Origin of the sequence: Sporosarcina sp. P13, assembly GCF_002743055.1 — a bacterium.
Taxonomy (GTDB): Bacteria; Bacillota; Bacilli; order Bacillales_A; family Planococcaceae; genus Sporosarcina.
Genome location: NZ_PDYM01000003.1, coordinates 50,657 through 73,733, shown reverse-complemented (window position 1 = coordinate 73,733; position 23,077 = coordinate 50,657). Strand labels below are relative to the sequence as shown.

The window sequence follows — 23,077 nt, the reverse complement described above, 5'->3', positions numbered from 1 at the left end:
TATTTAATCGATATGACGAATATCCGCAATAGTTTCTGTCCTCATAAAATCCGTTTCCCGAACAAATCGTAGGATGTTACTAGCAGTATCTTCAGGCGTGCTTAGCAGTCCTTCTTTCTTATAGGAGATAAACTTCTGCAAATGCGGGAATTGTTTGTTTGAAGCGGACCGAATCGTCTCTTGCATACCGGTATCAATAATACCAGGTGCAATGGAGACAATGCCTACTGGGTGTTGTGCAACTTTCTGTTCTTCTGAAACAACTCTGGAAAAGTGATCGAGCCCCGCTTTTGTTGTGCAATAAATACTCCACCCTTCATACGGATGACGACCTGCACCAGACGAGATATTCAAAATCTTCTTCGTCCCTTGATAAGTTGCTAATGTCTCGATAAACGTATTAGTCAGCTGAATAGGTGCAGTCAAATTCACTTTCATCGCTTGCTCAACTTCTATAGAATCCAGTGCACCTACTAAACTGATTGGATCGATAACACCGGCATTATTAATTAATGTAAAGGATGTCGCTTTTTCTTTATGGCGAACTAAAATCTCTTGCAACGTATTTTTTGCATTTTCATAGTCTGTAATATCTACTTTTTCCATGCGTTCTAACTCGTCAGGATTGGTTCTTGCAAAACCATACACAACCGCACCCGCTTCATTGAATTGCTTATAGAGTTGTAGGCCAATCCCTTTTGACGCACCTGTAATGATTACTACTTCCACAGTAATCTACCTCCTTCTATGTATTCTACTAGTCGACCTTGTGCTGTCTTATCAGGTAGTTCGAAAAACAAGATCCAACAATATATAGCGATGGCAATACCAATGATGATCAGTAAAATCGTCTGACGTCTATTCATTCAGTCACGTCCCTTACAAGTTACTACAGCTACTATAACATACTAGAAAAACAGCCCACTATTCAAGCTCACTGAATAACGAGCCGCTTCATATGGATTAACTTAGAGGTACAAATTTATGTGCGCCACCATTTTTGATTCGTAATAAATCTGCAAGTGTTTTCACGCCTTGTCGATCAAGTTTCTTTAATAATGCTGTGAACACATAAGCAGTTGTTAAGGCATCTCCTAACGCCCGATGGCGCTCGAAAGTTTCTGTACCAAACAACTTTGCATAGTCTCCTAAATCTTGCTGTTCACCCGTCGGATCTAGATAGCGAATCAAATGCATCGTATCAAATGATGTTGGCATTTCAAACGTACATTTCTGCCGTCCTAATTCCTTTTTGATCACCATTTCATCGAAGCTGACATGATGTCCTACCCAGCCCGCGCTTTTGTTTTTTTCAATGAATGCAAAGTACTCTTCAATCGCAGGTAAAGGCATAGGTGCTGTATCGACTTGTGATTGCTGTATAGTAGTCAGTTTGCTGATGACAGACGGAATCTCTCTAGATGGATTGACAAAGGTTTGAAATACACGATCCGTTACATGGAACCCTTCCACTTGTACAGCGCCAATTTCAATCATTCGATCATTCGCCCCAATAGCAAAACCAGTAGTTTCTGTATCGAATACGGTAAAGCTCATATCTTGCAGTGGTGTATTCAGCTGAAGCGATTGCTGTAGCTCATAGGTTAATTTTTTCTTTTTCCAGAACATACTATTGCCCCCTCTGTTTGTATAGTACAATACACACTGCATTTGCACAGGAACTTTCATTTATATCATCTTACAGTTTGGATAATAAATGCGATTGAAGCGCACGGACTGTATCTAATGTAGTACGTAACTCATTCAATTCCCAACGTCTAAGTTTTCGTAAATCAATTTCAGTTGAAATCGATTCATTTCGTAAATGTTTTTCCCATGACATAGAAATGCGAATACTCAATGAAATTTCATAGGCATGACGTATTTCTTCAGCGAAGTCTTTTGTAATCTTCTTCTTTTTCTGCAATGTAGAAATAATCTCCAAAGGAGTCGCATTAATAATCCCACTATTCACACCTAATATTTGCAAACAATGATGCAATGGGAATAAGGCATGCTTTTTAATATCAATGATATCTGTTTTACCGCGACTTCTAAAGATTGTTAAGAAGTTTTGCTGTAGTTGCGGAATCGGCTTCTCTTTCTCCTGTTGTGCCATATAGTAGATGAAAGTTGCTGATTTCCGTAGTTGATTATTCACCATATCAACAAAACGAGCATCAACCGTTGATTCACCATAAAGGAAACGGAATGATAAGAAGTTATAGCCAAGCAAAATTTGTTCAGGCGTTGAATGTAAAGCCCATTGGCGAAGTCGTTCTTGCCACACTGCCATCGTGCCTCGCCACTGTGATTCACTTGCCATCATAAATCCTAAACACCTCGTATAACCTGCCTTTTCTAAATGGATAACAATTTCATTTCCAAGAAGTTCAAAATACTCCTCAACTTCCTTCGCACGATTGGCGGGCACATCTTCATAAACGAGGAAATGATCTTGATCGGTAAGCATGAATTGCTCGCCTCGTGCACCACTTCCCATCTGATACCATGCAAACGGCACGGGTGCCACTTGACCTTTACCTTCTATAGACTGTATAGCAAGCATGACACAGTGTTTGGCTAAACGGTCATAGAACTTCGTAATAATTTCCAATGTATGAATCGTCGAAATTTCATCTTGTATCAAGTTAGACAACACATCGTAAATTGCCGCTTTGACAACAGGCAAGTTTTCAAATGAAGCTTCTTCAATCGTCTTTAATATATTCATGGAATTCCGATCACGTTTTGTCATTAATGTAGCAAATGTTACGATTCCTATGGGCTTTCCTGCTTTGACGACCGGTAAATGTTTGATGCCATGCCTATAGAACTTTGATAACGCTTCATAATAATAATCCGTTACTTTCAAAGTATGCGGTTTTTTTGTCATAATATCCTTCGCAAGTAGCAAAGTTGGTGAACCTCCACCCGCAATTACTCGTTCCACTAAATCTTTTTCTGTTACAATACCAAGCAGTTTTCCTGCCTGATCTGTCACAACAATGGAGCTTACAGAACTAGCAATCATCAACTCTGCAATTTCTTTCGCTTTCGCCTCTGCATGAATCGTAAGTACTGGTCTACTCATAAAATCTTGCACGCGGCGAACATACGGCTCGCTTTCACCATACTCATCCGCCAAGCGAACTTGCTCTCCTAGAGAGGTATAGATATTTGATAAACGTGAGGACATTTTACGCAATACATAGTCACGTACACTTTGATGTTCCATTCGACGTTTAATTACTTCATATGGAATTTTGAGACAGATGGAGTTTTCCGCAACTTCCATTTCGATGTGATGTTTATCAAGCGGTCTAGCCATTTCACCTAAATAATAAGCAAAGTTAGAGAATCCGATAAATTCATTTTCTTGAATCACTTCAAGCATGACGGAACTTCCATCCTGTCCCTCAATTAACACTTCTGCTGATCCTTGCAAAACGAGCAACAAGCCCTCTTCAGGCTTTTTAAAGTAATTAGATTTCTCGGCTTTGTCATAAAACCTAAGTTTGCAGGCCGTTAGTAATAGATTAAACTCTTCTTCCGTCGTATTAACGAACAAAGGGTTCTTATGGATTCTGTCATACAACTCACGATCTTTTATCATCTGTAGCATTTCTATACCCCCTTTTAACACTCAAGGAATCATAATAGTAATTATAGATACATACCCGTACTTCACATTTTATTATCGCAAAGATTCATTCAGTACAAAAAACAGCCCCCTTCTAAATAACTAGTAGAAGGGGGAGCGTTAGTTGAATGTCAAAATAGATTAGTTGCCAAGCTCTTTGTATCCAGTTTCTGCTTTAAAGCGAACTTCTGCATACGTGATCTCGTCTTTCTCAATACGTTTCGCTCCAACAAGTGTACCGATCCACGCAGCAAGGAAACCTGCTGGTACGGATACTATTGCTGGGTTAGCATAAGGGAAGATTGGGTTACCAGTGATTAGAGTAGCTCCTTCAACTGGATTCATAACACTTGGACTGATTGCCACTAGTACTAGTGCAACGATCAAACCTGTAAGCATTGAAGCTACAGCGCCTGTTGTATTAAAACGCTTCCAATAGATTGTTAAAAGAATTGTTGGAACGTTGGCGGATGCAGCAACACAGAATGCAAGTGATACTAGGAACGCTACGTTTAGTTTCTCAGAACCTAATGCTAGAAGGATAGAGAATACACCAATTGCAATAGATGCCCAACGCGCTGCATTTACTTGCTCCTTCTCTGTTACTTTACCACTTTTGAAGATTTGTCCATAAATATCGTGTGCGATTGCAGAAGCACCAGAAAGTACAAGACCTGCAACAACTGCTAGGATTGTAGCAAATGCAACTGCTGCTACGAATGATTCAAGTGCATCTCCACCCAGAACTCCGGCAAGCATAGGTGCTGCCATGTTTCCAGCGGCGTTTTCTGCGATAATTGCATCTGCTCCAACGAATTTAGCTGCACCAAACCCAAGGAAGATAGTCAATACGTAGAAGATACCAATGATCCATACAGAATAAATAACGGAAGAACGTGCTGTTTTCGCATCTTTAACTGTGAAGAAACGCATTAAGATGTGTGGAAGACCAGCAGTACCTAAAACTAGTGCAATCAATACTGAAATTAGTCCAATTGTGTCTTTATAAACTACTCCAGAGTTAAGGAACGCTTCGCCATGTGGAGTAGCAGTCTTCATTGCATCAAACATACCGATGAAGTTGAAGTTGAATTTCATTAGAACCAAGAAGGAGATAATAATTGTACCAGCCATCAATAGAACGGCTTTAATAATTTGCACCCAACTTGTTGCAGTCATTCCACCGAACAGAACGTAGATTAACATCATTGTTCCAACGATTAGAACTGCGATCCAATATTCAATCCCGAATAATAATTTAATAAGAGCCCCCGCACCAACTAATTGTGCAAGCATGTAAAACATAACGATTGTAATTGTGTTCAATGCTGCAGCTCCACGCACTTTCTTTGCGCCGAAACGAGCACCGATCATATCTGCCATCGTAAATTTACCTAGGTTTCGTAGTGGTTCAGCAATTAAGAATAGTACAACAAGGTAAGCTGTTAACCAACCAACACTATAGTAGAAACCATCAAATCCGTTAAGTGAAATCGCACCTGCGATACCTAGGAATGATGCTGCAGATAAGTAGTCACCAGCGATTGCCATACCGTTTTGCCAACCAGTCAAAGAGCCGCCAGCTGTATAGAAATCACTTGCTGTTGTCGTCTGCTTTGCCGCCCAGTATGTAATGTAAAGTGTTAACACAATTACCGAAAAGAATATAACATATGAAATCAAACTCATGAACACAACCCCCTTATTTTAGAACGTTTTTCTCTATAATCTTGTCTACATCATTGTCAAAATGCTTTGCTTTGTTCATGTAGATGGAAGTGAATACCCATACCATAATGAACATGGAAAATGCATAAATCCAAGTATAATTCATTGAACCAATTGCGGGTGTTTCTAAAATTTTTGTATAACCTGTTAAAAGTGGTAGTGCAAAGTATGCTGCGAAGAAAAACACCACATAAGGTCTTGAAAAAGTCTTCTTCCTTTTTACTAGCGCTTTGAAATCTTCTGTTTCGACGATTTTTTCATAGTCTAATGTGGATTTCCCATGTTTTGATTGATTACCCATTTGATAATCCCCTTTCCATTTGATATAACTAGTGAAACCGTTACTAAATCCCTCCCCCATCTGAAACCGCTTTCAACATTAACTAAAATAAATGCTTTATCACAGCGGAGTGATAATCTTTTGTTATAGTACACACGATAACAATACCAAATGTTTACTACATTTGCAATATTACCTTAAATATTTGGTATAAATATAAATCTATCAAATACACGGCAAAGTTACAAGGGCAATTTTGAATTCAATAAATAAACTCTTTAATAGACTAAATAATCACTATTCATTTCTCAACCTTTTTTTATTAATACTGTTCAATAACAGCAAAAAGATGTAGTATATTGTATATCGGCTAATGTTGAAATACTTTGTAAAAATAGACTTATACTAAAGAAAGATGGTGTAATACTTTGCCTATACCTACTAACCATGCACAACCTGTTCGCAAGACTGCAAAGGAAAATGCATTTAGTCAATTGCAAAAGTGGATTATTGATGGAACACTGCAGCCTGGCGAAAAATTGAATGATGTAGAACTTGCAGAAGCACTTGGTGTTAGCCGAACGCCAATTCGTGAATCTCTCCAGTTGTTAGAAGTTCAAGGTTTTGTTCAGATGTTCCCGGGAAAAGCTACGCAAGTAACGGATGTGGATCGTGAATCCATTTCGGATCTATTGCCTCCGCTAGCTGCATTACAAGCATTATCAGCAGAACTTTCTATTCCTAATTTGACTGATAATATAATTAAGAAACTACGCGATACAAATAAACGATTTGCACAAGCCGTTGAAAAGGAAGACTATTTTCAAGCGTTGAAAATTGATGAGCAGTTCCATCAAATCATCGTGGACACCGCTGATAACTCGTATATCTCTTCCCTACTTGTCTCACTGCAAGCACATGTACGTAGACTCTTTTTCCACAATTCTATTATTTTGACGGAGAAATCGATTGTAGAACATGAGCAGATTATCCATTTAATGAGTACACGTGATGGCGAGAAAGTAACGAAAGTCATGCGCGAGAATTGGTTACGAGCGATTGATGAGTTTCATTCACAAGAAAAAGTAAATACATGAAAACAGGAAACGAATCAACTAGATTCGTTTCCTGTTTTTTTATTAAATAGCACTGCTGGAAGTGCAGTGATGAATGTAACGAGTAAGACGGGTATTAACCAGCCGATTCCTTGCTCATAGTACGGTATAAAGTCTACATATAGTTCCTGAATGAAAGCCAACCAATTCGGCATCTGTTGTTCGATCAAGGAATAGAACTTCACAAGCGCTTCAACAAAACTGACGACAAACGCTGTAATAGTTGCTGCCTGATAAACTAGTCTAGATTGGCGGAATAAAGGTCCAGCAAATGTCAGTAACATCAATACCATCGCAAGTGGATAAAGCAGTACTAGCACGGGAAGAGAGAACTTAATAATATTATGTAAACCGAAATTCGCAACAATTAAACAAAATGTTGAAAAGAATACGACGAAAACCTTATAGCTAATCCGCGGAATGATGGAATGGAAATATTCACCACACGCTGTAAGTAAACCGATTGCTGTTGTCAAACACGCGAGCATGATGACTACACTTAGCAATACAAGTCCAATAGAGCCAAAGAAGTGTGAAGCGGTCTGACTAAGGACAGCTCCTCCCCCATCTAAATAGCCAAATAACTCAACCGACGTAGCACCAAGATACGCTATACCTAAATAGATAATTGCCAAGAATCCAGCTGCAACAAATCCTGTTTTTGCAGTAGATGTCAAAACTTCCTTTTTACTCTTGATACCCATTACATGTAAAGCTTTAATCACGATGATTCCAAAAACTAGCGATGCTAATGCATCCATTGTATTGTATCCATCGAGAAAGCCTGCGAAGAATGGTGTCTCTGTATATGGTTCTTGCGGAGCTTGAATCTCCCCTATCGGATTAATGATTGTCATCGTTATCAAGCCGATTAACAGAATGATAATCAAAGGCGATAAGTATTTACCTACTCTATCAACGATTTTCGCTGGATTCAATGATAACCACATGCTAAGACCGAAAAATATAATAGTGAAAATCAAGCGTGCAAAATCAATAGACATTTCATTTAGGAACGGTGCAACTCCAATATCAAAGGCAACTGCTCCCGTACGTGGCGCGGCAAAAAAAGGGCCGATTGTTAAATATAAAGCGGCAGTAAAAAAAACTGCATAGACAGGATGAATCCGACTAGCTAAGTCCTGTAAATCTCTTTTTCCTGAAAAACCTATAGCTAAAATACCTAGGAAAGGTAATCCAACTCCAGTTACCAAAAATCCTAGCATAGCTTTCCATGTATAGGTTCCTGCGAGCTGACCTAATTCTGCAGGAAAGATCAAATTGCCTGCACCGAAAAATAAAGCGAATAGCATTACTCCTATGACTAGACTTGATGAAAACGATAATTTCTTCTCCATTTGAGCAAAAAACCTCCTACTAACAACTACGCCTTTATGTATGCAATATATTGCGCATTTTCATAGTACGCTTACCCAATGAGAAAATCAATACATCTATAAATCATTTAACTATTGGCTTTATTTCTAACTCACTGACTATTCATTCATGTCCTTTCTTTTTAAGCTCCTTCTTTTTAATAGTGATATAAATATGAGTCAATTCAAAAAATCTAGCTGCAGATGCAACTAGATTCCTCTTTTTTTCATTTAATTCAAGACAAATTTCGTCTTACTATACCCTTCTCTCATCTTCGTCACTACTAAAGTTGCAGGGATCGCTTCTTTCATCTCCTCTATATGGGAAATCACGCCAATCATTCTACCGGATTGTTGAAGAGCAATTAATGTATCAATTGCTTTTTGGATAGCTTCTTCATCTAGCGCTCCAAATCCTTCATCGATGAACATCGTCTCCATACGCACCGCACCTTGGAAGCTCTGGATCACGTCAGCCATGCCTAGCGCCAAGCACAGCGAAGCATTGAATTTCTCTCCACCAGACAATGTTTTCACGTCTCTTGTCTGCCCTGTATACGAATCATACACATCGATCCCAAGGCCACTTTGCTTCCCTCTAGTCTCTTGACGGTCACTACGGACTAATTCATATTGGCCGTTTGAAAGATCACGTAATCGGATGTTTGCAGCTTGAATAATCCGTTCTAAGTATTCGATTTGAATATATCGTTCAAAAGAGATTTTGAGTCGATTTTGGCCGCGAACGATGTCGTATAGATTCGTCACTTTACCGTATGTATCTTCTAATGTAACGGCGCGAGATTTACTTGTTTCTAGTTGCTTACAAAAGTCCAGAGCAGCCTGTTGCCACGTACGTGTTTGATTACATATTTCGAATGCTTTCTCATATTGTTCTTTCAGTTGCTGTACTTGTTGCTCTACTATCTCAATTTCAACAGGTTGCTTTCCTTCAGTCACTTGCTTTAATTCATCTACAGCAGCTTTTACTGTATGTAGCTGTTGTTCATGCATTTGTAGAAGTTGCTGAATTTCCTGTCTGCGACTATGAGGTAGCTTTACTTGTAGATAGCTAGCTTCCGTATCAAAACCTTGTTCTTTCAGACGTTGCTCAAAAGCTTGCACACTATTCACTAGTTTTTCTTTCATTTCTAAGTTAGCTTGTTTTTCCATCTGTTGACGTGATTCCAGTTTTGTTTGCTTTGTACTAGCTTCCTGAAGTTGCTGTTGGGTCGTTTTCCACACATTCTCCAACTGTTCACTAGCCATTTCTTTTGTTCGAATTTGTTGCTGCAAGGCTGGTAGTTCTCTTAGCTTTTCTGGTACTCTTGCAATCGAATGATTATAGAGCGCTCGCTTTGTTTCAAACTCGCTATTCGTTTCATTACGTTGTTGTTGTAAAAGTTTCGACTGGGTATATCGATCTTCCTGTGCGGTTTCAGCCTGGGAATATGCCTCTTTTTTAGATTTTAGCACTTCACGATTTTTTCTTAACATCGCTACTTTTTGTGTTAATTCTACTCGTTCCGTTTCGTAATCATGCGCTAGTTCGACACGCCTTTCTGTTAGTTCAGCTTTGATTGTTTCTATTTGTTGTAGAAGTTGCTGTCTTTCTGCTTGCTTCGAATGAAAATATTGGTCTTTTGCCTGCAATTCTTTCTTCGCATCATCTACTTGTTGCTTCGTCACCTGACGCTCTCCAATGCTTGTTGCTTTTGCAGGATGATCGACACTACCGCACACTGGACAAGTAGCTCCATCGTACAATGATTCAGCTAACAGAACAGCCTGGTTACTAATCCAATGATCTTCGAGTTTCTGGTAAGCAACCGCACTCGTTTCATTTTCCTCTTTAGCAGCTTCATATTGTTGATCAAGTAACTTACAAGCTAGGATTTGCTGTTGAAATTTTTTTAAAAGCTTCGCAATATCCGTAACGTTTGATAGTTCGTCCACATGTAGCTCATAGTCTTCTAATGTAGATTCGAGCTCTTTAATTTCATCCTTCTGCGTGTTAATGGAGCGTCGTTGTTGTTCGATTTCTTGAAGATTTTGTTGTACTTGTTTATCAAGTTGCGATACATTTTTCTGTAACACTTCCATCTGCTGAAGCTGCGCAGCAAGGCTTGATACTGTTGGCAAGAGCGCATTTAATTGGAGCAACTGTTCTTTTATAGCTGTGCGCTCAGGTTCCTTTGCTTGTTGCTCTTTATAATTAGCGGTTGTTAGGACTAGTTTTTCATTGGCAGTCGCAAGTAAAGCTATAGCTTCTTGATAGCTAGCTTCTTTCTTTTGCGACTCGATTTTGTTCGCTTTCACTTGTTGCTCTAAGTCTTCAAGCATAGCTGCACGTTCTGCTTCTTGGAGTTGTTGCTTAAGGCTAGCCATTTCTGCTGTTTTCATTTCAAGATGCACAAGTTCTTGCTGACGCTTTAGAAGTTTATCAAATTGTTCATTAATGGAGCGCGCATTGTATAATTCTTTTTGCTTATCATCATGCGCTTTATAAAGATTCGTATATTCTGTGTTGTATTCAGCAGTTCTCACTTTATAATAGCGGTTCTCTTCTTGAAGACCGACGATCAATTGATGGTAGTTTGGATATTCTGAAGCTAGTTCTGTGAACAGCAATGATTCTCGTGCTGGTAATTTCGCAGGTATTTGATGAAGTATTGTGTCACCCATCTGTTTTTCCTGCAAATACGCCACATGCGCTTCATCTTTTTTCACTTTTAATCGATCTACAATTTTTTGATACGGTTCGGTTTTAAAGATTTTACGCATAATCGCTTCTTTATTTCCTGTATCAGACGTTAGAAATTTTCGGAATTCTCCTTGCGGCAACATCATGATTTGGCTAAATTGTGCATACGTGAATCCGAGTAATTGCTCGATTTTTTCATTTACTTCCGTCACGATTTGCCTATCAACTACAGGAATTGATTGCTCTTCTTTTATTTCATATAATTCACAACGGCCAAGTGTATCCGATTTATTGCCTTGCTTTCTGTAAGGGATTTGGCGCAATACGCGAAATCTACGTTGATGAATGTCAAATATCAATTCTACGGTTGTCTGAACAGCATCATCTGCAAATTGACTACGCAATGCTTTCGTATCGGTTCGGTCTTCACCGCTCGCTTGTCCGTACAACGCAAAACAAATGCCATCGAATATCGTTGTTTTCCCAGCTCCCGTCTTTCCGGAGATAACAAAGAGACGATGCTCTTTTAAGTCGCGAAAATCTACGATTTCAGTATCTTTATACGGACCGAACGCCGTCATAGTTAATTGTATAGGCTTCATACGTTTTCCTCCTCATTTACTTCCCACAACACTTCTGCGAATAACTGTGTTGTTTCAGCGTCGGCCTCTTCCCCTTGTAACTCTTTATAGAAGGAAGAAAACATCGCACGGTCATCTTGTCGTTTTTCTACATCCACTGTACTGCCAAGACTGTCTGTTGAAGAAGCGAATAGTTTACGCTCCACATGCATCGCATTAGGAAAGACGGAGCGAATTTTCTCCATCGGTTGGATGATTGGTACGGTATCGAGGAGTTTAACGAAAACGTAATCTTCATTCGGATCCATCGCAAGTACTTCCTCCATCGTCCCTTCAACTGTACGAATATCATGTAATGGAGTCAGTAATCTTTTCTCAATCTCTACTTGACCATCTTCTTGTAAGTTGACAATCAGATAACCTTTTTGATGATTCTCTTCAGATATAGAATATTTCAAAGGAGAGCCTGAGTAACGTATCGTTTCATTGTCTACAAAATGCGCCCTATGCAAATGGCCGAGTGCCGTATAATGGAACGGCTCAAATAAATCAGAAGAGACATATTCTGCTCCTCCGATGGATAAAGGTCGTTCCGCATCACTTGTATTGTCTTCCTTTTCACCATGCGGCGTGATAAACGCATGCCCGATGAAGACATGTCTCGCCTCTTGATTCATTGATTGCTGGATACATTCGATGACTTTCTTCATCGCTTGCTGATGGCTAGTGATTGTATCATCTTCAAATAGGTGACTAACAATCGTGGGGTCCGCGTAAGGTATGAGATGAAAATTCACGTCACCAAACGTATCTTGCAATACTACAGGTTGCAAGTCTGCACGCAGTTCACCTGTTATGTAGAGTCCTTGGTCTTTCATAAATGTACTACCAAAATGCAGTCGACTGGGGCTATCATGGTTACCTGCTATGGCAATCACCGGGGTCTTTAGACCAATGACTATTTCATGTAAAACTTCATTTAACAGTCCGACAGCTTCTGTTGGAGGGATGGCTCGGTCGTACAAGTCTCCTGCAATAATGACGACATCTGGTTGTTCCGTCTTGATGTCTTCGATAAAAGCCTGTAAGATATAACGTTGGTCTTCTGTCATGTAGACACCTTGAACAAGTTTTCCAAGATGCCAGTCAGCTGTGTGGAATATTTTCAAAATAGTCACCTCTTATTTTAATAGAATTAACTAGTTAATGTATCATCGGCTTCTTTAAGCACTTCGCCAATCTTCCGGTCATGGATGACTAAGTCTGCTAGATGATCCATTTCGGTTGGTTCCATGTTGATAATTACGAGTTTAGCACCCGCTTGTTTCGCCATTATCGGGAATTGGTTCGCTGGCGTGACAGTTAAGGATGATCCAAGAACGATAAATAAGTCCGCTTTTTCGCTTTCAACTATCGATTGGATGAATGGTTCTTGCGGCAACATTTCACCGAATAAAACAACGGATGGGCGTAACTTCCCTCCGCAATCACAATAGAAGTCATCTTGTGCATAGCGCTCATTGCCGTAGACTTCCCCACAAGTTTCGCAATGAACTTTGCGCAATGTACCATGTAGTTCCATAATATTATTCGAACCAGCCATCGTGTGGAAACCATCAACATTTTGTGTGATGATGCCGTTGATTAAGCCTTGTTGCTCCCATTTCGCCAAGATTTCATGTCCTTTATGTGGACCTGTTTTCTTTGCAGCTAGGACGCGGTGTTTATAGAATTGGAAAAATTGTTCGACGTGTTGATTTAGCGCTGTAACGCTTGCAACCTTTGACGGATCTTCCATTTCCCACATGCCTGTCTTTGCGGAACGGAAGTCAGGCAATCCACTCTCTGTTGACATTCCTGCACCCGTGTAGACAATCGTACGCTTCGATTCCTTCAATAAATCTGCTAGCATTTCCTTCATCCTTTCCATTTATACGAAATTATGTTCTATATATAGAATAACATATTTTGTTTTCAGCGGGATTGACAATGGCTTAAAGATATAGAATAAGTGGTTCGGGATTTACGCTACAGACGGGCGCTTTCCGTGGGGCGGGAGGGAGCCTCCTCGGTCGCTATTCGACACTGCGGGGTCTCGCCTATCCCGCTTAACCCCACAGGAGTCGCCCGTCTTCCGCTCCAATCCTATAGCTAGATGACAAATACTTATAGAGTCCATTTTAATTATTTATTGATTTAGTATTTGTTCTTTATCTTTTTAAATGCAAAAGAAAATACAAAGTGCAAAGTTAAAGATCTCACTCGCTATCTTCAGTAAAATACACTAGTAAAGCGTTAGGATCATCGGTTTTCAAAGTTGGCTCACTCCGGATCCTCCCGAACATGTTCGCATTGTGTGCTGTGTAACGATAGCCTTTCCACTCCTCCTATTCTTTTAACCAAAAAACGAGCATCCACTTTAGGATACTCGCTCGCTTTTATTTAGATGTAATCTCATTAATTACTTTTAAATCAATCAGACCGTTAATGTCGTTCGTTTTAATATAGTCTGCTTCTTGACTGATGTCAGCCATTTCTTGTAAAACGTCTTCGTTAACTGCTGTTGTTACTTCGATACGGCTGAATGCAGCTTCTAGTTCGGCTGCTTCTAGCTCTTTACCTGTTAGATCCTTAATATGCTTTACGACAAGTGCTTGTGCTTCTTCTGGCTCGTCACGCACGAATTGTACGGCTTTTGCGTGCGCTGATAAATAAGCTTTTACTAAATCATCATGCTTCAAGAAATTATCGCTCGTTGCAACAACTGTGTTCGTTGATTCTTTACCCCAAGCGAAGTCTTCCCAATCCAATAATAGTTTTCCGCCTGCCTGGTTTTGCAAAATATAGCCCCAAGGTTCTTGTGTCGCTGCACCGTCTACTGAGTTTTGGATGAACAATGTCGCTGTATCTGCCGGAGCAGCTGCGAATAAATCTACTGATCCACCATTTACTTTTGCCTTCAAATCAACGTCTTTCAACGCTTTACGTAACATTACATCCTGAGTACTACCGATTACTGGAATCGCAATTCGCTTACCATCTAAATCCGATAATTCATTAATATCACTGTCACCATCCGCAACCAATACCGCACCACCATTTACTGCTCCAGAAACAATATGGTATTTCGGGTCTTTGACGAAATAGTTGATGATGGGTCCAGGACCTACTGTTCCTATATCAATCGAGTTTGAAGCCATTGCTTCCATGAACAATCCACCATTACTTACCGTTTTCGTTGTGATTTTAATGTCTTCACCAAATTCTTCTCCGAAATAGTTCTTCTCTAACCCAATAATTGTTGCAATATGCGTTAAGTTCGGAAAGTAACCGATCTTTACTTCATTTTTTTCAGCATCCACCGCGTCCTTATTGCCACATCCAGCTAAAAGTCCGGCAACCGCCACTGCTGAAAGTAATCCACCTAGTAATTTCTTTTTCATATTCTATTCCCCTTTTCTAATTCAGCGAGTTACGCTCGAATTCCCCATTTTCTTTCTACACTTCGTTCCAAACGTAAGAATAATACATTATCCATAATTGTACCGATCACACCGATGATGATCATGACGGAAATAACTAAATCCATTTGACCTAGTGCCCGGCCAGCTTCAAGTAGTTGACCTAACCCGACACTTGCACCAAGTAATTCCCCCGCCATGAGTGCGCGCCAGGAGAAAGCCCAAGCAATGCGTAAACCCGATATTAATTGTGGTACGGATGCTGGTAAGATTACTGTACGTAAGAAGTGAAATCCGCCTGAGCCAAGCGATTTCGCCACACGTTGGTAAAGCACGGGTACGTTTTTGAATCCACTTGTTGCATTGACAATCATCGTCCAAGTAGCCCCTAATGTAACAATGAATAAAATTGCAAAATCATTTAGGCCAAACCAGATGATTGCCAGTGGAAACCATACGATACTTGGAATCGACTGCAATGCAGTTACTAGAAAACCAAGCGTATCTTCAACTAGTTTATAACGCCAAATCAAGTAACCTAGGATGAGACCGAGTACAGAGGCGATTGTAAATCCAATGAGCAAGCGACTAAGGCTGGCTCCAATGGCGATTAAAATCTGACCAGAGAGAAGTCCTGAAAACAAAGTAGACATGACTTGTGTGAAACTCGGAAACATAAAGTCTGGTAACTCTGATAGTCTAGATGTGACTTCCCATATCGCCACTAGTATCCCGAGAAACACTATTCGTCTTAAAGCTGTAGTCATCGCCCATCTCCTCCTTCAACACTTTCTCTATTTCATCTTGCAGTTCAGCTAAAATTTGCTTTTCCAGTTGCAACATAACATCATTTGGTTCAATGCCGTCCTTCGAATCTTTCGAATTAAAAACCGCTTTAATTTTTCCAGGTCGAGTAGCGAACACAACAATCTTTTGTGAAAGTAATACCGCCTCTCGGATATTATGTGTAATGAAGAAAACTGTCACTTTCGTTTTTCTCCAAATTTCCAATAACTCTTTATGCAAAACCATGCGCGTCTGTTCATCTAGTGCTGCGAACGGTTCATCCATTAATAAAATATCCGGCTCCATAACTAGTGCTCTCGCAATGGATACACGTTGTTTCATCCCGCCTGATAATTGGTGTGGATAGGAATTAATATAGTTCCCTAAGTGAACCATTTTCAGCATTTCAATCGCTTTTTGTTCCGCTTCCTTCTTCGGCATCTTCTTTAGTAGCAAACCGTACGTCACATTATCGAGTACAGTTAGCCAAGGGAATAATCCCGCTTCCTGAAAGACCACGACACGATCAGAACCTGAACCAGTTACTTCGTTGCCATTAATGCTAATTGATCCTGAATCGGCTTTTTCAAGTCCAGCTATCAAATACAGCATCGTGGACTTCCCACAGCCGGATGGCCCAACGATTGAAACAAACTGCCCCTTTTCTACTTCCAGATCAATATGATCCAACACTTTGACTGTTCCCTTTTCTTTGTGGGGAAAGCTCTTTTCTATCCCTTTGATTGATAAGTACATCACGATTCCCCCCGCATCTCATATGTTCATTTGTTTTTAATTCCTAGTATCTTTATATGCTTTACTATGTATATAATCTACCATTCCTGTAGGTTTTGTCAACTCTATTTTAAAAATTCTTTTTTTGGATGCTTTATTTCTTTTGAAAAACTATTGAAAACACTTTAAGTATAATGATTTCTAATGAAACTTTTTTCAAAATCAAAAAACCTCTCCCGCTAATTCCGGAAGAGGTTCATTCTATTCAATCATTGAAATAAGTCACTAGATAAATATCTTTCACCTGAGTCAGGCGCTATGCAAACGACTGTATCTTCAGGCGTCAGACGCTTTGCTACTTGTAATGCAGCGTATAGTGATGCGCCACCAGAAGGACCTAATAAAACACCTTCTTGTTTCGCAAATTGGCGAACCGTTTTGTACGCATCATCATCTTCAATACGGAAAATTTCATCATATACATCTGTATTTAACACTGACGGAATGAAACCTGGGCTTGTGCCAACTAGTTTATGTTTACCGGGCTTACCGCCAGATAGCACTGGTGATCCCGCAGGTTCTACTACATGTACTGTGACGTTCGGGTCGTGTTGTTTAAGCGACTCCCCCGTTCCGGTCACCGTTCCACCCGTGCCAGATGTACAGACGAAAGCCGTTAGTTTTCGATCAATCGAAGCTATCGACTCGATAATCTCAACCGCAGTTGTATGGCGGTGACTATCTGGGTTCGCTTCATTTTCGAATTGCATAGGGATAAAGCTATTTTTGATAGACTCCGCAATTTCATTCGCTTTCGCAATAGCACCCGGCATACGCTCAGCGCTTGGTGTTAGTATAACTTGTGCTCCGTATGCTTTCATTAAGTTGATCCGTTCAATTGTAGAATTATCCGGCATAACAAAAATCGCAGGATAACCCTTAGCTGCCGCATTCATCGCAAGACCAATACCTGTATTACCGGATGTTGGTTCGATAATCGTAGATCCTGGTGTTAACACGCCACTTTTTTCAGCTTCTGTAAGCATTTGATAAGCAGCACGGTCTTTAACACTTCGGCTCGGATTAAAGTATTCCAGTTTGACGAAGACAGACGCACCGTTTGCGTCACCAAGCGTTCGAACTTTTACTAACGGTGTATCGCCTATCAACTCTGCCATATTGTTTACTACTTTCATTGTGCACACCTTCTTTTCATTAATGGACTTAGTATAGCAAATAATTAATTACTTTTAGTTTATATTCAGTAAAACCCTTATACTGCTTTCACTTTCTGATCCCGCGGTAAGCCTAAACCGACCAAGCCGATGAACGGTAAGAAAGATGTGATAATCATCGTTTGATAAATCCCTACAGAGTCTATTAATTGACCAATCACTACCGCACCGATAGCTCCCATACCGAATGCTAGTCCTACAGTTAACCCAGCCATCGTACCAATTTTAGATGGTACAAGTTCTTGAGCATAGATTACCGTCACCGAGAAACTAAGCATCAAGAAAAATCCAATGACGAGAAGGAGCATCATCACAGCCCATAATGGAGCATAAGGAAGCAACAGGCAAAGTGGAAGTGGCACAATCAGCGATAGTAAAATCACATTTTTTCGTCCTATTCGATCGGCCATAGGTCCACCAAAGAATGTCCCCACTGCACCAAGTGCTAAAAACAAGAAAATATATAATTGACCTTTTGTAATCGTCAGCCCGTAATTTTCTATCAAATGAAAGACATAAAAACTTGTAATATTCGTTACATAAAACGAGCGTGCAAATATAATAGCCATTAATAGAATGAGTGCAATGATTACTTGATTCTTCGTCAGATTTTCCATCGTCGTCAACAAGACTTTCTTTCGCTTTCCTAGACGTTCTTCATCCAACTGCTTCTTATACCAAAATGAAATCTTCGAAAGTAAAGCAATTCCCGCTGCTGCTACTAATACGAAAAAGGCTGCACCGATCTGGCCCATTGGCACGAGAACAAACGCACTAATCAACGGAGCCAGTGCTTGCCCTGAGTTCCCCCCTACCTGATAGATCGACTGGGAAAGACCCCGTTTATTGCCCGCAGATAAAAACGCTACCCGTGAACCTTCCGGATGAAATATAGCGGAACCAAGTCCAAGAAACAGCACAGAAATGATAATCAACGAATAGTTTGGAGCTAACGCTAGCCCCGCCATCCCGACGAGAGAAAATGTCATACCGATTGGTAATGCAAAAGGTTTCGGCTTCCTATCACTAAAATAACCGACGATTGGCTGTAATAAAGAAGCCACGATGTTCAATGAAAACGCGATAAAACCCAATTGGGTATAACTAAATTGATATTCTTCTTTAAGTATCGGTAACATCGCTGGAATCACAGATTGCAATGTGTCATTAAATAGATGACACACCGCAATCGCAATCATAATAGGAAATACAGGCTTATTAACTTGTATAGATTTGTTCATACAATCTATTCACACCTTGTCTAGTTGTCTAATTTATTTTGTGAAGGTCGCAGGCATGACTACACCGACTACTTCTCCTGCTGCGCATAATTCATCCCCCGCAAAAATTTCTACATCTACTTTCCACTTCTTCGGATGGATTTCTGTTACCTTTCCAACCGCTTTCAACACTTGCCCTTGTGGTGTCGGCTTGCTATATGTAATCTGCAATGAAGCCGTAACGAAGCGTGGCGGAATCGCCTCATCTCCTGGTTCGTGACCATTTTTTCGATGGAGAGCTAATGCACAAGAACCTGTGCCGTGACAATCCAGGAATGATGCTAAAAATCCACCGTAGACAAATCCAGGAATCGCTGTATATTTCTCGGGTGGCAATGTGTATGTCACCGTTCGGTCGCCTTCCCAACCGGTTCTAAAATGATTTCCTTCTTCATTTAACCGACCGCAACCATAACACCATGAAAATTCATCCGGGTATTGATCCTGAATCGCATCTGTTATATATTCCTTCAAAAAAAAACCTCCTTTTAGATGAATTCTCTCTATTATACATTCCGAAAATTGAAATATCGACCTAAATGAAAACATAATATAGGTAGACTGTGCTTCTGTGCGTATCTTTGCGACTACGCTCATATACTAGAAAGACACGATAAAGGAGGGAACCCCTATGAAAATACGTGCCGCTTTACTAGCTTTGTTAGTGGCTAGCGGTTTTTACGTTATGATTCAAACACTTAATGAATCCTCTTCCAATCCATTAGAATGGTTACATGCGGAACATACAGACACACCCTTTTCAACGATTACTTTTAGACAACCTAGCCTGCATGAACAAACCGCTACTACGTGGGAAGTAGATCAGGTTGAAGAAGTGGATCGGTTACTGCAATTTCTACAAGCGTATGATTACGAGCGCGTCGATCCGAATACACTAGAACTGTTTGATGATCAACCGCTATTCGTAATTGACCTTCGCGATGATTCAGGAAATCGGATGACCATTCTAATAGAAGAAGGTATTCTCATCCAAAACGATCAGCTGTATTACGAAGTTGTTAATGGTCCATTGCAAGTCGATTGGTTGATGGAATTCATTCTCTCTAATAAACCGTAATTTTGTACTATAGCACTTTCTGTACTATACTATTTATTAATTCGGCAACCGAATAATCGATTTGAAGGAGAGATTCACAGTGGTCAAAAGCTTACCTAAACGTGCACAAGTAGCAGAGCAAGAAACATGGAATCTACAGACTTTATTTGAAAATGAAGAGGCGTATCAACGGGCAGTTGAAGCGGTTGAGAAGGAGGCTACTTCATTTGCTTCACAATATAAAGGCACTATCACTGATGCAGTATCCGCTATTAAAGCGTTAGATATCTATCGTAGCCTTCAAGAGAAAGTCATACCGATTGCAAGTTATGCTGAATTGGCAGCAAGCGTTGACTTAACAAACGACGATGCCCAAATGAGAGAAAGTCGATTCGGCTCACTCGCTGCGAAAATCGGCAGTCAAACGTCATTTGTGTTGAGTGAGTTGTCTGAGCTACCTGAAGAAATCTTGCAACAAGCTAGTGAACAATCTGAGGACTATTCGGTATTATTTGAGAAAATCATCCGCGAGAAACCTCACCAGTTACATCCCGAAGTAGAGAAATCACTCGCTGCGCTATCCTCTACTTTCCAAGCACCCTACTCTCTGTATAACACGACGAAACTGGCTGATATCAACTTCCCTGACTTCACAGTAGATGGCGTAAAATATCCGTTAAGCTATGTGTCATTTGAAGGCGCATGGGAATCTGAGCCGGATACCACTAAAAGAAGAGCAGCGTTCCAAACGTTTTCAAGCAAATTAAGAGAGTATCAGCATACTACAGCGAAAACGTATGATATGCATGTGCAAACGGAGAAAACGATTGCTAATCTTCGTGGCTATAATTCCGTTGTCGATTATTTATTGATGGAACAAGAAGCAGACCGTGCGATGTACAATCGACAAATTGATGTGATCATGGAACAATTGGCACCACATATGCGTAAATATGCAAAGCTTCTCCAAAAAATCTACGGCTTAGATGAGATGACATTTGCTGATTTGAAAATGCCAATTGACCCTTTATACGAGCCGACTATCACTGTTGAAGAATCCAAGACGTATATGAATGATGCACTTGCTGTTATGGGCGACGACTACCTTGATATGGTCAACCGTGCGTATTCAGAGCGTTGGATTGACTTTGCACAAAACGAAGGGAAATCTACAGGCGCCTTCTGTGCAAGTCCATATGGCAGCGGTTCGTTCATTCTAATTTCTTGGACTGGTAGTATGGAAGACGTTTTTGTATTGGCGCACGAACTGGGTCACGCTGGACACTTCTACCATGCCAACCGCACACAAAACTTATTCAACTCTGAGTCATCACTATACTTCATCGAGGCACCGTCTACGATGAATGAAATGTTGATGGCCAATCATTTATTGAAGAACTCTGATGATCCGAAGTTCAAACGTTGGGTACTTTCTTCCATTGTTTCACGAACATACTACCATAACTTCGTGACGCATTTACTAGAAGCTGCATTCCAGCGTAAAGTGTATGAGCGTGTCGATGCTGGCGGCAATGTCAATGCGACCATCTTAAACGATTTGAAACGCGGTGTACTTGAAGATTTCTGGGGTGATACAATCACGCTAAATGATGGTGCTGAGCTGACATGGATGCGTCAACCACATTATTATATGGGCTTGTATCCATATACGTATAGCGCAGGGTTAACCATCTCAACAGAAATGGCAAAACGAGTACTGAACGAAGGCAAACCAGCAGTTGAAGACTGGTTAAACGTCTTGCGTGCTGGCGGCTCTAAAAAGCCAGCGGAACTTGCGAAGATGGCAGGTATCGATATCACAACCGACAAACCATTGCGTGACACCGTTGCCTATATTGGTGAGTTAATCGAGCAAATCGAGCAATTGACAGAAGAAATCGAAGCATAATAAATATTAAAAGCATCCGCTACGCAAAGTTTTGCGTGGCGGATGCTTTCGTTTGTATACAAAAGAATGGGAGAGTAATAGAGTGGGCGACTTAACAAATATACATTTTCCACTTATTTTCTATCTCACAAAATCAATCCATTAATTCACTTATAATTTCATACGAACGCAGTCGGTCTTCATGGTTGAATATGCCTGAACTAATGATCAGTTCATTCGCTTTCGTCAGATCAATGAACTCCTCAAGTTTGCGACGCACGGTTTCAGGCCCGCCAATAATAACGGACGGTGCTTCACTCTGTTGCGCCACAGCTTCTTGCTCGAACGGCGACCACGTAGCATCAATATCTTTAATCGGCGGCATAAACTGTGTCATTTTGCCTTGCCGGATATTCAGGAATTGCTGTTGCATTGATGTGGCTAGGTACTGTGCTTTTTCATCAGTATCGGCTGCAATCAAGTTTATGCCCATCATCGCATATGGTTTTTCAAGATCCTTGGAATGACGGAAGTTTTGGTGATACAGTTGTAATGCCTGCATCATATAAGCTGGCGCAAAGTGGCTGGCGAATGAAAACGGTAAACCGAGTTGTGCAGCCAATTGTGCACTAAAACCGCTTGAACCTAATAACCAAATCGGCAATTGTTGACCCGCTCCCGGAAACGCACGTACGCGGTCAGTAGGATCTCCAGTGAAATACGTACGCAACTCTTCTAGTTGTTGCGGGAAGTCCTCTCCTCCGCTATGCAACGTACGACGTAGCGCATAGGCTGTGGCTTGGTCACTTCCTGGCGCACGACCTAAACCAAGGTCAATACGTCCTGGATACATTGCGTCTAGCGTACCAAACTGTTCTGCAATGACAAGCGGTGCGTGGTTAGGTAACATAATCCCGCCTGATCCTACCCGAATACTTTTCGTCTGGCCTGCCACATGTCCAATGATAACTGATGTTGCTGAACTTGCAACCCCCGGCATATTATGGTGCTCCGCTAGCCAATAGCGGTTAAACCCCCAGTCTTCTGCATGTTGCGCAAGACTTACACTATTCTTAAATGACTCTCCCGCATCGCTACCTTCATTAATCATCGCTAAATCTAATATCGACAAAGGAATGCCTTTATATTTCTTCGCTTGTTCTCTAATCAATTCTTTCACTCCTTAAAGCGTGTACCTATATAGCTTA

At 40.6% G+C, this 23,077-nt stretch carries 20 protein-coding genes; 3 read left to right on the top strand and 17 right to left on the bottom strand.

The window, feature by feature from the left end; translation table 11 throughout:
• Window positions 1-3 precede the first annotated feature (3 nt).
• The 6 genes from CSV79_RS02705 to CSV79_RS02685 form a co-directional block, all read right to left on the bottom strand.
• Window positions 4-729 carry an SDR family NAD(P)-dependent oxidoreductase gene (locus CSV79_RS02705; RefSeq protein ID WP_099687507.1) on the bottom strand — a complete coding sequence of 242 codons (726 nt, stop codon included), beginning with the start codon at window positions 727-729 and terminating at the stop codon, window positions 4-6.
• Entirely contained in the window at window positions 720-866 is a 147-nt protein-coding gene (locus CSV79_RS16715; protein WP_158232454.1) for a hypothetical protein, read from the bottom strand. The genes CSV79_RS02705 and CSV79_RS16715 overlap by 10 nt, the downstream gene beginning before the upstream one ends.
• Before the next feature lie 97 nt (window positions 867-963).
• Window positions 964-1,629, bottom strand: coding sequence for a 3'-5' exonuclease (locus CSV79_RS02700; RefSeq protein WP_233201350.1), 666 nt, complete (start codon window positions 1,627-1,629; stop codon window positions 964-966).
• Between the two features lie 70 nt (window positions 1,630-1,699).
• The gene (locus CSV79_RS02695) at window positions 1,700-3,625 is read right to left on the bottom strand and encodes a DUF294 nucleotidyltransferase-like domain-containing protein (RefSeq protein WP_099687505.1); all 1,926 of its coding nucleotides are present in this window, start codon (window positions 3,623-3,625) and stop codon (window positions 1,700-1,702) included.
• Between the two features lie 159 nt (window positions 3,626-3,784).
• Entirely contained in the window at window positions 3,785-5,332 is a 1,548-nt protein-coding gene (locus tag CSV79_RS02690) for a solute symporter family protein (RefSeq protein WP_099687504.1), read from the bottom strand.
• A 13-nt stretch (window positions 5,333-5,345) separates the two neighbouring features.
• Window positions 5,346-5,672: a DUF485 domain-containing protein gene (locus CSV79_RS02685; RefSeq protein WP_099687503.1), complete on the bottom strand. Its 327-nt coding sequence runs from the start codon at window positions 5,670-5,672 to the stop codon at window positions 5,346-5,348.
• A 407-nt stretch (window positions 5,673-6,079) separates the two neighbouring features.
• Here CSV79_RS02685 and CSV79_RS02680 point away from each other — a divergent pair, with 407 nt between their 5' ends.
• A complete protein-coding gene (locus CSV79_RS02680; RefSeq protein ID WP_099687502.1) occupies window positions 6,080-6,748 on the top strand; it encodes a GntR family transcriptional regulator in 669 nt (222 codons plus the stop codon).
• 14 nt (window positions 6,749-6,762) lie between these two features.
• Here CSV79_RS02680 and brnQ read toward each other — a convergent pair whose 3' ends face one another.
• The 10 genes from brnQ to CSV79_RS02630 all read right to left on the bottom strand — a co-directional run bounded on the left by brnQ (window position 6,763) and on the right by CSV79_RS02630 (window position 19,398).
• The gene (gene brnQ / locus CSV79_RS02675) at window positions 6,763-8,124 is read right to left on the bottom strand and encodes a branched-chain amino acid transport system II carrier protein (RefSeq protein ID WP_099687501.1); all 1,362 of its coding nucleotides are present in this window, start codon (window positions 8,122-8,124) and stop codon (window positions 6,763-6,765) included.
• 249 nt (window positions 8,125-8,373) lie between these two features.
• Window positions 8,374-11,448, bottom strand: coding sequence for an SbcC/MukB-like Walker B domain-containing protein (locus CSV79_RS02670; RefSeq protein ID WP_099687500.1), 3,075 nt, complete (start codon window positions 11,446-11,448; stop codon window positions 8,374-8,376).
• Window positions 11,445-12,596, bottom strand: a complete 1,152-nt coding sequence (locus tag CSV79_RS02665; protein ID WP_099687499.1) for an exonuclease SbcCD subunit D — start codon at window positions 12,594-12,596, stop codon at window positions 11,445-11,447. The genes CSV79_RS02670 and CSV79_RS02665 overlap by 4 nt, the downstream gene beginning before the upstream one ends.
• A 26-nt stretch (window positions 12,597-12,622) precedes the next feature.
• Window positions 12,623-13,339, bottom strand: a complete 717-nt coding sequence (locus CSV79_RS02660; protein WP_099687498.1) for an NAD-dependent deacylase — start codon at window positions 13,337-13,339, stop codon at window positions 12,623-12,625.
• A 526-nt stretch (window positions 13,340-13,865) separates the two neighbouring features.
• Window positions 13,866-14,870 carry an aliphatic sulfonate ABC transporter substrate-binding protein gene (locus tag CSV79_RS02655; RefSeq protein WP_099687497.1) on the bottom strand — a complete coding sequence of 335 codons (1,005 nt, stop codon included), beginning with the start codon at window positions 14,868-14,870 and terminating at the stop codon, window positions 13,866-13,868.
• Window positions 14,871-14,899: 29 nt separating this feature from the next.
• Complete coding sequence (locus CSV79_RS02650) at window positions 14,900-15,655, bottom strand: ABC transporter permease (protein WP_099687496.1); 756 nt, start codon at window positions 15,653-15,655, stop codon at window positions 14,900-14,902.
• On the bottom strand, window positions 15,588-16,430 hold the full coding sequence (locus tag CSV79_RS02645) for an ABC transporter ATP-binding protein (protein ID WP_099687495.1): 843 nt from the start codon (window positions 16,428-16,430) through the stop codon (window positions 15,588-15,590). Before CSV79_RS02645 ends, CSV79_RS02650 begins: the two co-directional genes overlap by 68 nt.
• Before the next feature lie 248 nt (window positions 16,431-16,678).
• On the bottom strand, window positions 16,679-17,605 hold the full coding sequence (gene cysK / locus CSV79_RS02640) for a cysteine synthase A (protein WP_099687494.1): 927 nt from the start codon (window positions 17,603-17,605) through the stop codon (window positions 16,679-16,681).
• A 77-nt stretch (window positions 17,606-17,682) separates the two neighbouring features.
• Window positions 17,683-18,885, bottom strand: coding sequence for an MFS transporter (locus CSV79_RS02635; protein WP_099687493.1), 1,203 nt, complete (start codon window positions 18,883-18,885; stop codon window positions 17,683-17,685).
• Window positions 18,886-18,918: 33 nt separating this feature from the next.
• The gene (locus CSV79_RS02630) at window positions 18,919-19,398 is read right to left on the bottom strand and encodes a PaaI family thioesterase (RefSeq protein ID WP_099687492.1); all 480 of its coding nucleotides are present in this window, start codon (window positions 19,396-19,398) and stop codon (window positions 18,919-18,921) included.
• A gap of 157 nt (window positions 19,399-19,555) precedes the next feature.
• On the opposite strand from CSV79_RS02630, the gene CSV79_RS02625 reads away from it, so the two are divergent.
• Both CSV79_RS02625 and pepF read left to right on the top strand, forming a co-directional pair.
• Entirely contained in the window at window positions 19,556-20,002 is a 447-nt protein-coding gene (locus CSV79_RS02625; protein ID WP_099687491.1) for a hypothetical protein, read from the top strand.
• Window positions 20,003-20,081: 79 nt separating this feature from the next.
• Entirely contained in the window at window positions 20,082-21,890 is a 1,809-nt protein-coding gene (gene pepF, locus CSV79_RS02620) for an oligoendopeptidase F (protein WP_099687490.1), read from the top strand.
• 133 nt (window positions 21,891-22,023) lie between these two features.
• Here the strand turns inward: pepF and CSV79_RS02615 are convergent, their stop codons facing one another.
• Window positions 22,024-23,040, bottom strand: a complete 1,017-nt coding sequence (locus CSV79_RS02615) for an LLM class flavin-dependent oxidoreductase (RefSeq protein ID WP_199171860.1) — start codon at window positions 23,038-23,040, stop codon at window positions 22,024-22,026.
• Window positions 23,041-23,077 lie beyond the last annotated feature (37 nt).

Excerpts from the sequence above, each read along its gene's own strand:
- CSV79_RS02625 (WP_099687491.1), top strand. The coding sequence starts at position 19,556 with ATGAAAATACGTGCCGCTTTACTAGCTTTGTTAGTGGCTAGCGGTTTT.
- brnQ (WP_099687501.1), bottom strand. The coding sequence starts at position 8,124 with ATGGAGAAGAAATTATCGTTTTCATCAAGTCTAGTCATAGGAGTAATG.
- CSV79_RS02650 (WP_099687496.1), bottom strand. The coding sequence starts at position 15,655 with ATGACTACAGCTTTAAGACGAATAGTGTTTCTCGGGATACTAGTGGCG.
- CSV79_RS02660 (WP_099687498.1), bottom strand. The coding sequence starts at position 13,339 with ATGCTAGCAGATTTATTGAAGGAATCGAAGCGTACGATTGTCTACACG.
- CSV79_RS02700 (WP_233201350.1), bottom strand. The coding sequence starts at position 1,629 with ATGTTCTGGAAAAAGAAAAAATTAACCTATGAGCTACAGCAATCGCTT.
- CSV79_RS02695 (WP_099687505.1), bottom strand. The coding sequence starts at position 3,625 with ATGCTACAGATGATAAAAGATCGTGAGTTGTATGACAGAATCCATAAG.
- CSV79_RS02690 (WP_099687504.1), bottom strand. The coding sequence starts at position 5,332 with ATGAGTTTGATTTCATATGTTATATTCTTTTCGGTAATTGTGTTAACA.
- CSV79_RS16715 (WP_158232454.1), bottom strand. The coding sequence starts at position 866 with ATGAATAGACGTCAGACGATTTTACTGATCATCATTGGTATTGCCATC.
- CSV79_RS02670 (WP_099687500.1), bottom strand. The coding sequence starts at position 11,448 with ATGAAGCCTATACAATTAACTATGACGGCGTTCGGTCCGTATAAAGAT.
- CSV79_RS02655 (WP_099687497.1), bottom strand. The coding sequence starts at position 14,870 with ATGAAAAAGAAATTACTAGGTGGATTACTTTCAGCAGTGGCGGTTGCC.
- CSV79_RS02635 (WP_099687493.1), bottom strand. The coding sequence starts at position 18,885 with ATGAACAAATCTATACAAGTTAATAAGCCTGTATTTCCTATTATGATT.
- cysK (WP_099687494.1), bottom strand. The coding sequence starts at position 17,605 with ATGAAAGTAGTAAACAATATGGCAGAGTTGATAGGCGATACACCGTTA.
- CSV79_RS02685 (WP_099687503.1), bottom strand. The coding sequence starts at position 5,672 with ATGGGTAATCAATCAAAACATGGGAAATCCACATTAGACTATGAAAAA.
- CSV79_RS02645 (WP_099687495.1), bottom strand. The coding sequence starts at position 16,430 with ATGTACTTATCAATCAAAGGGATAGAAAAGAGCTTTCCCCACAAAGAA.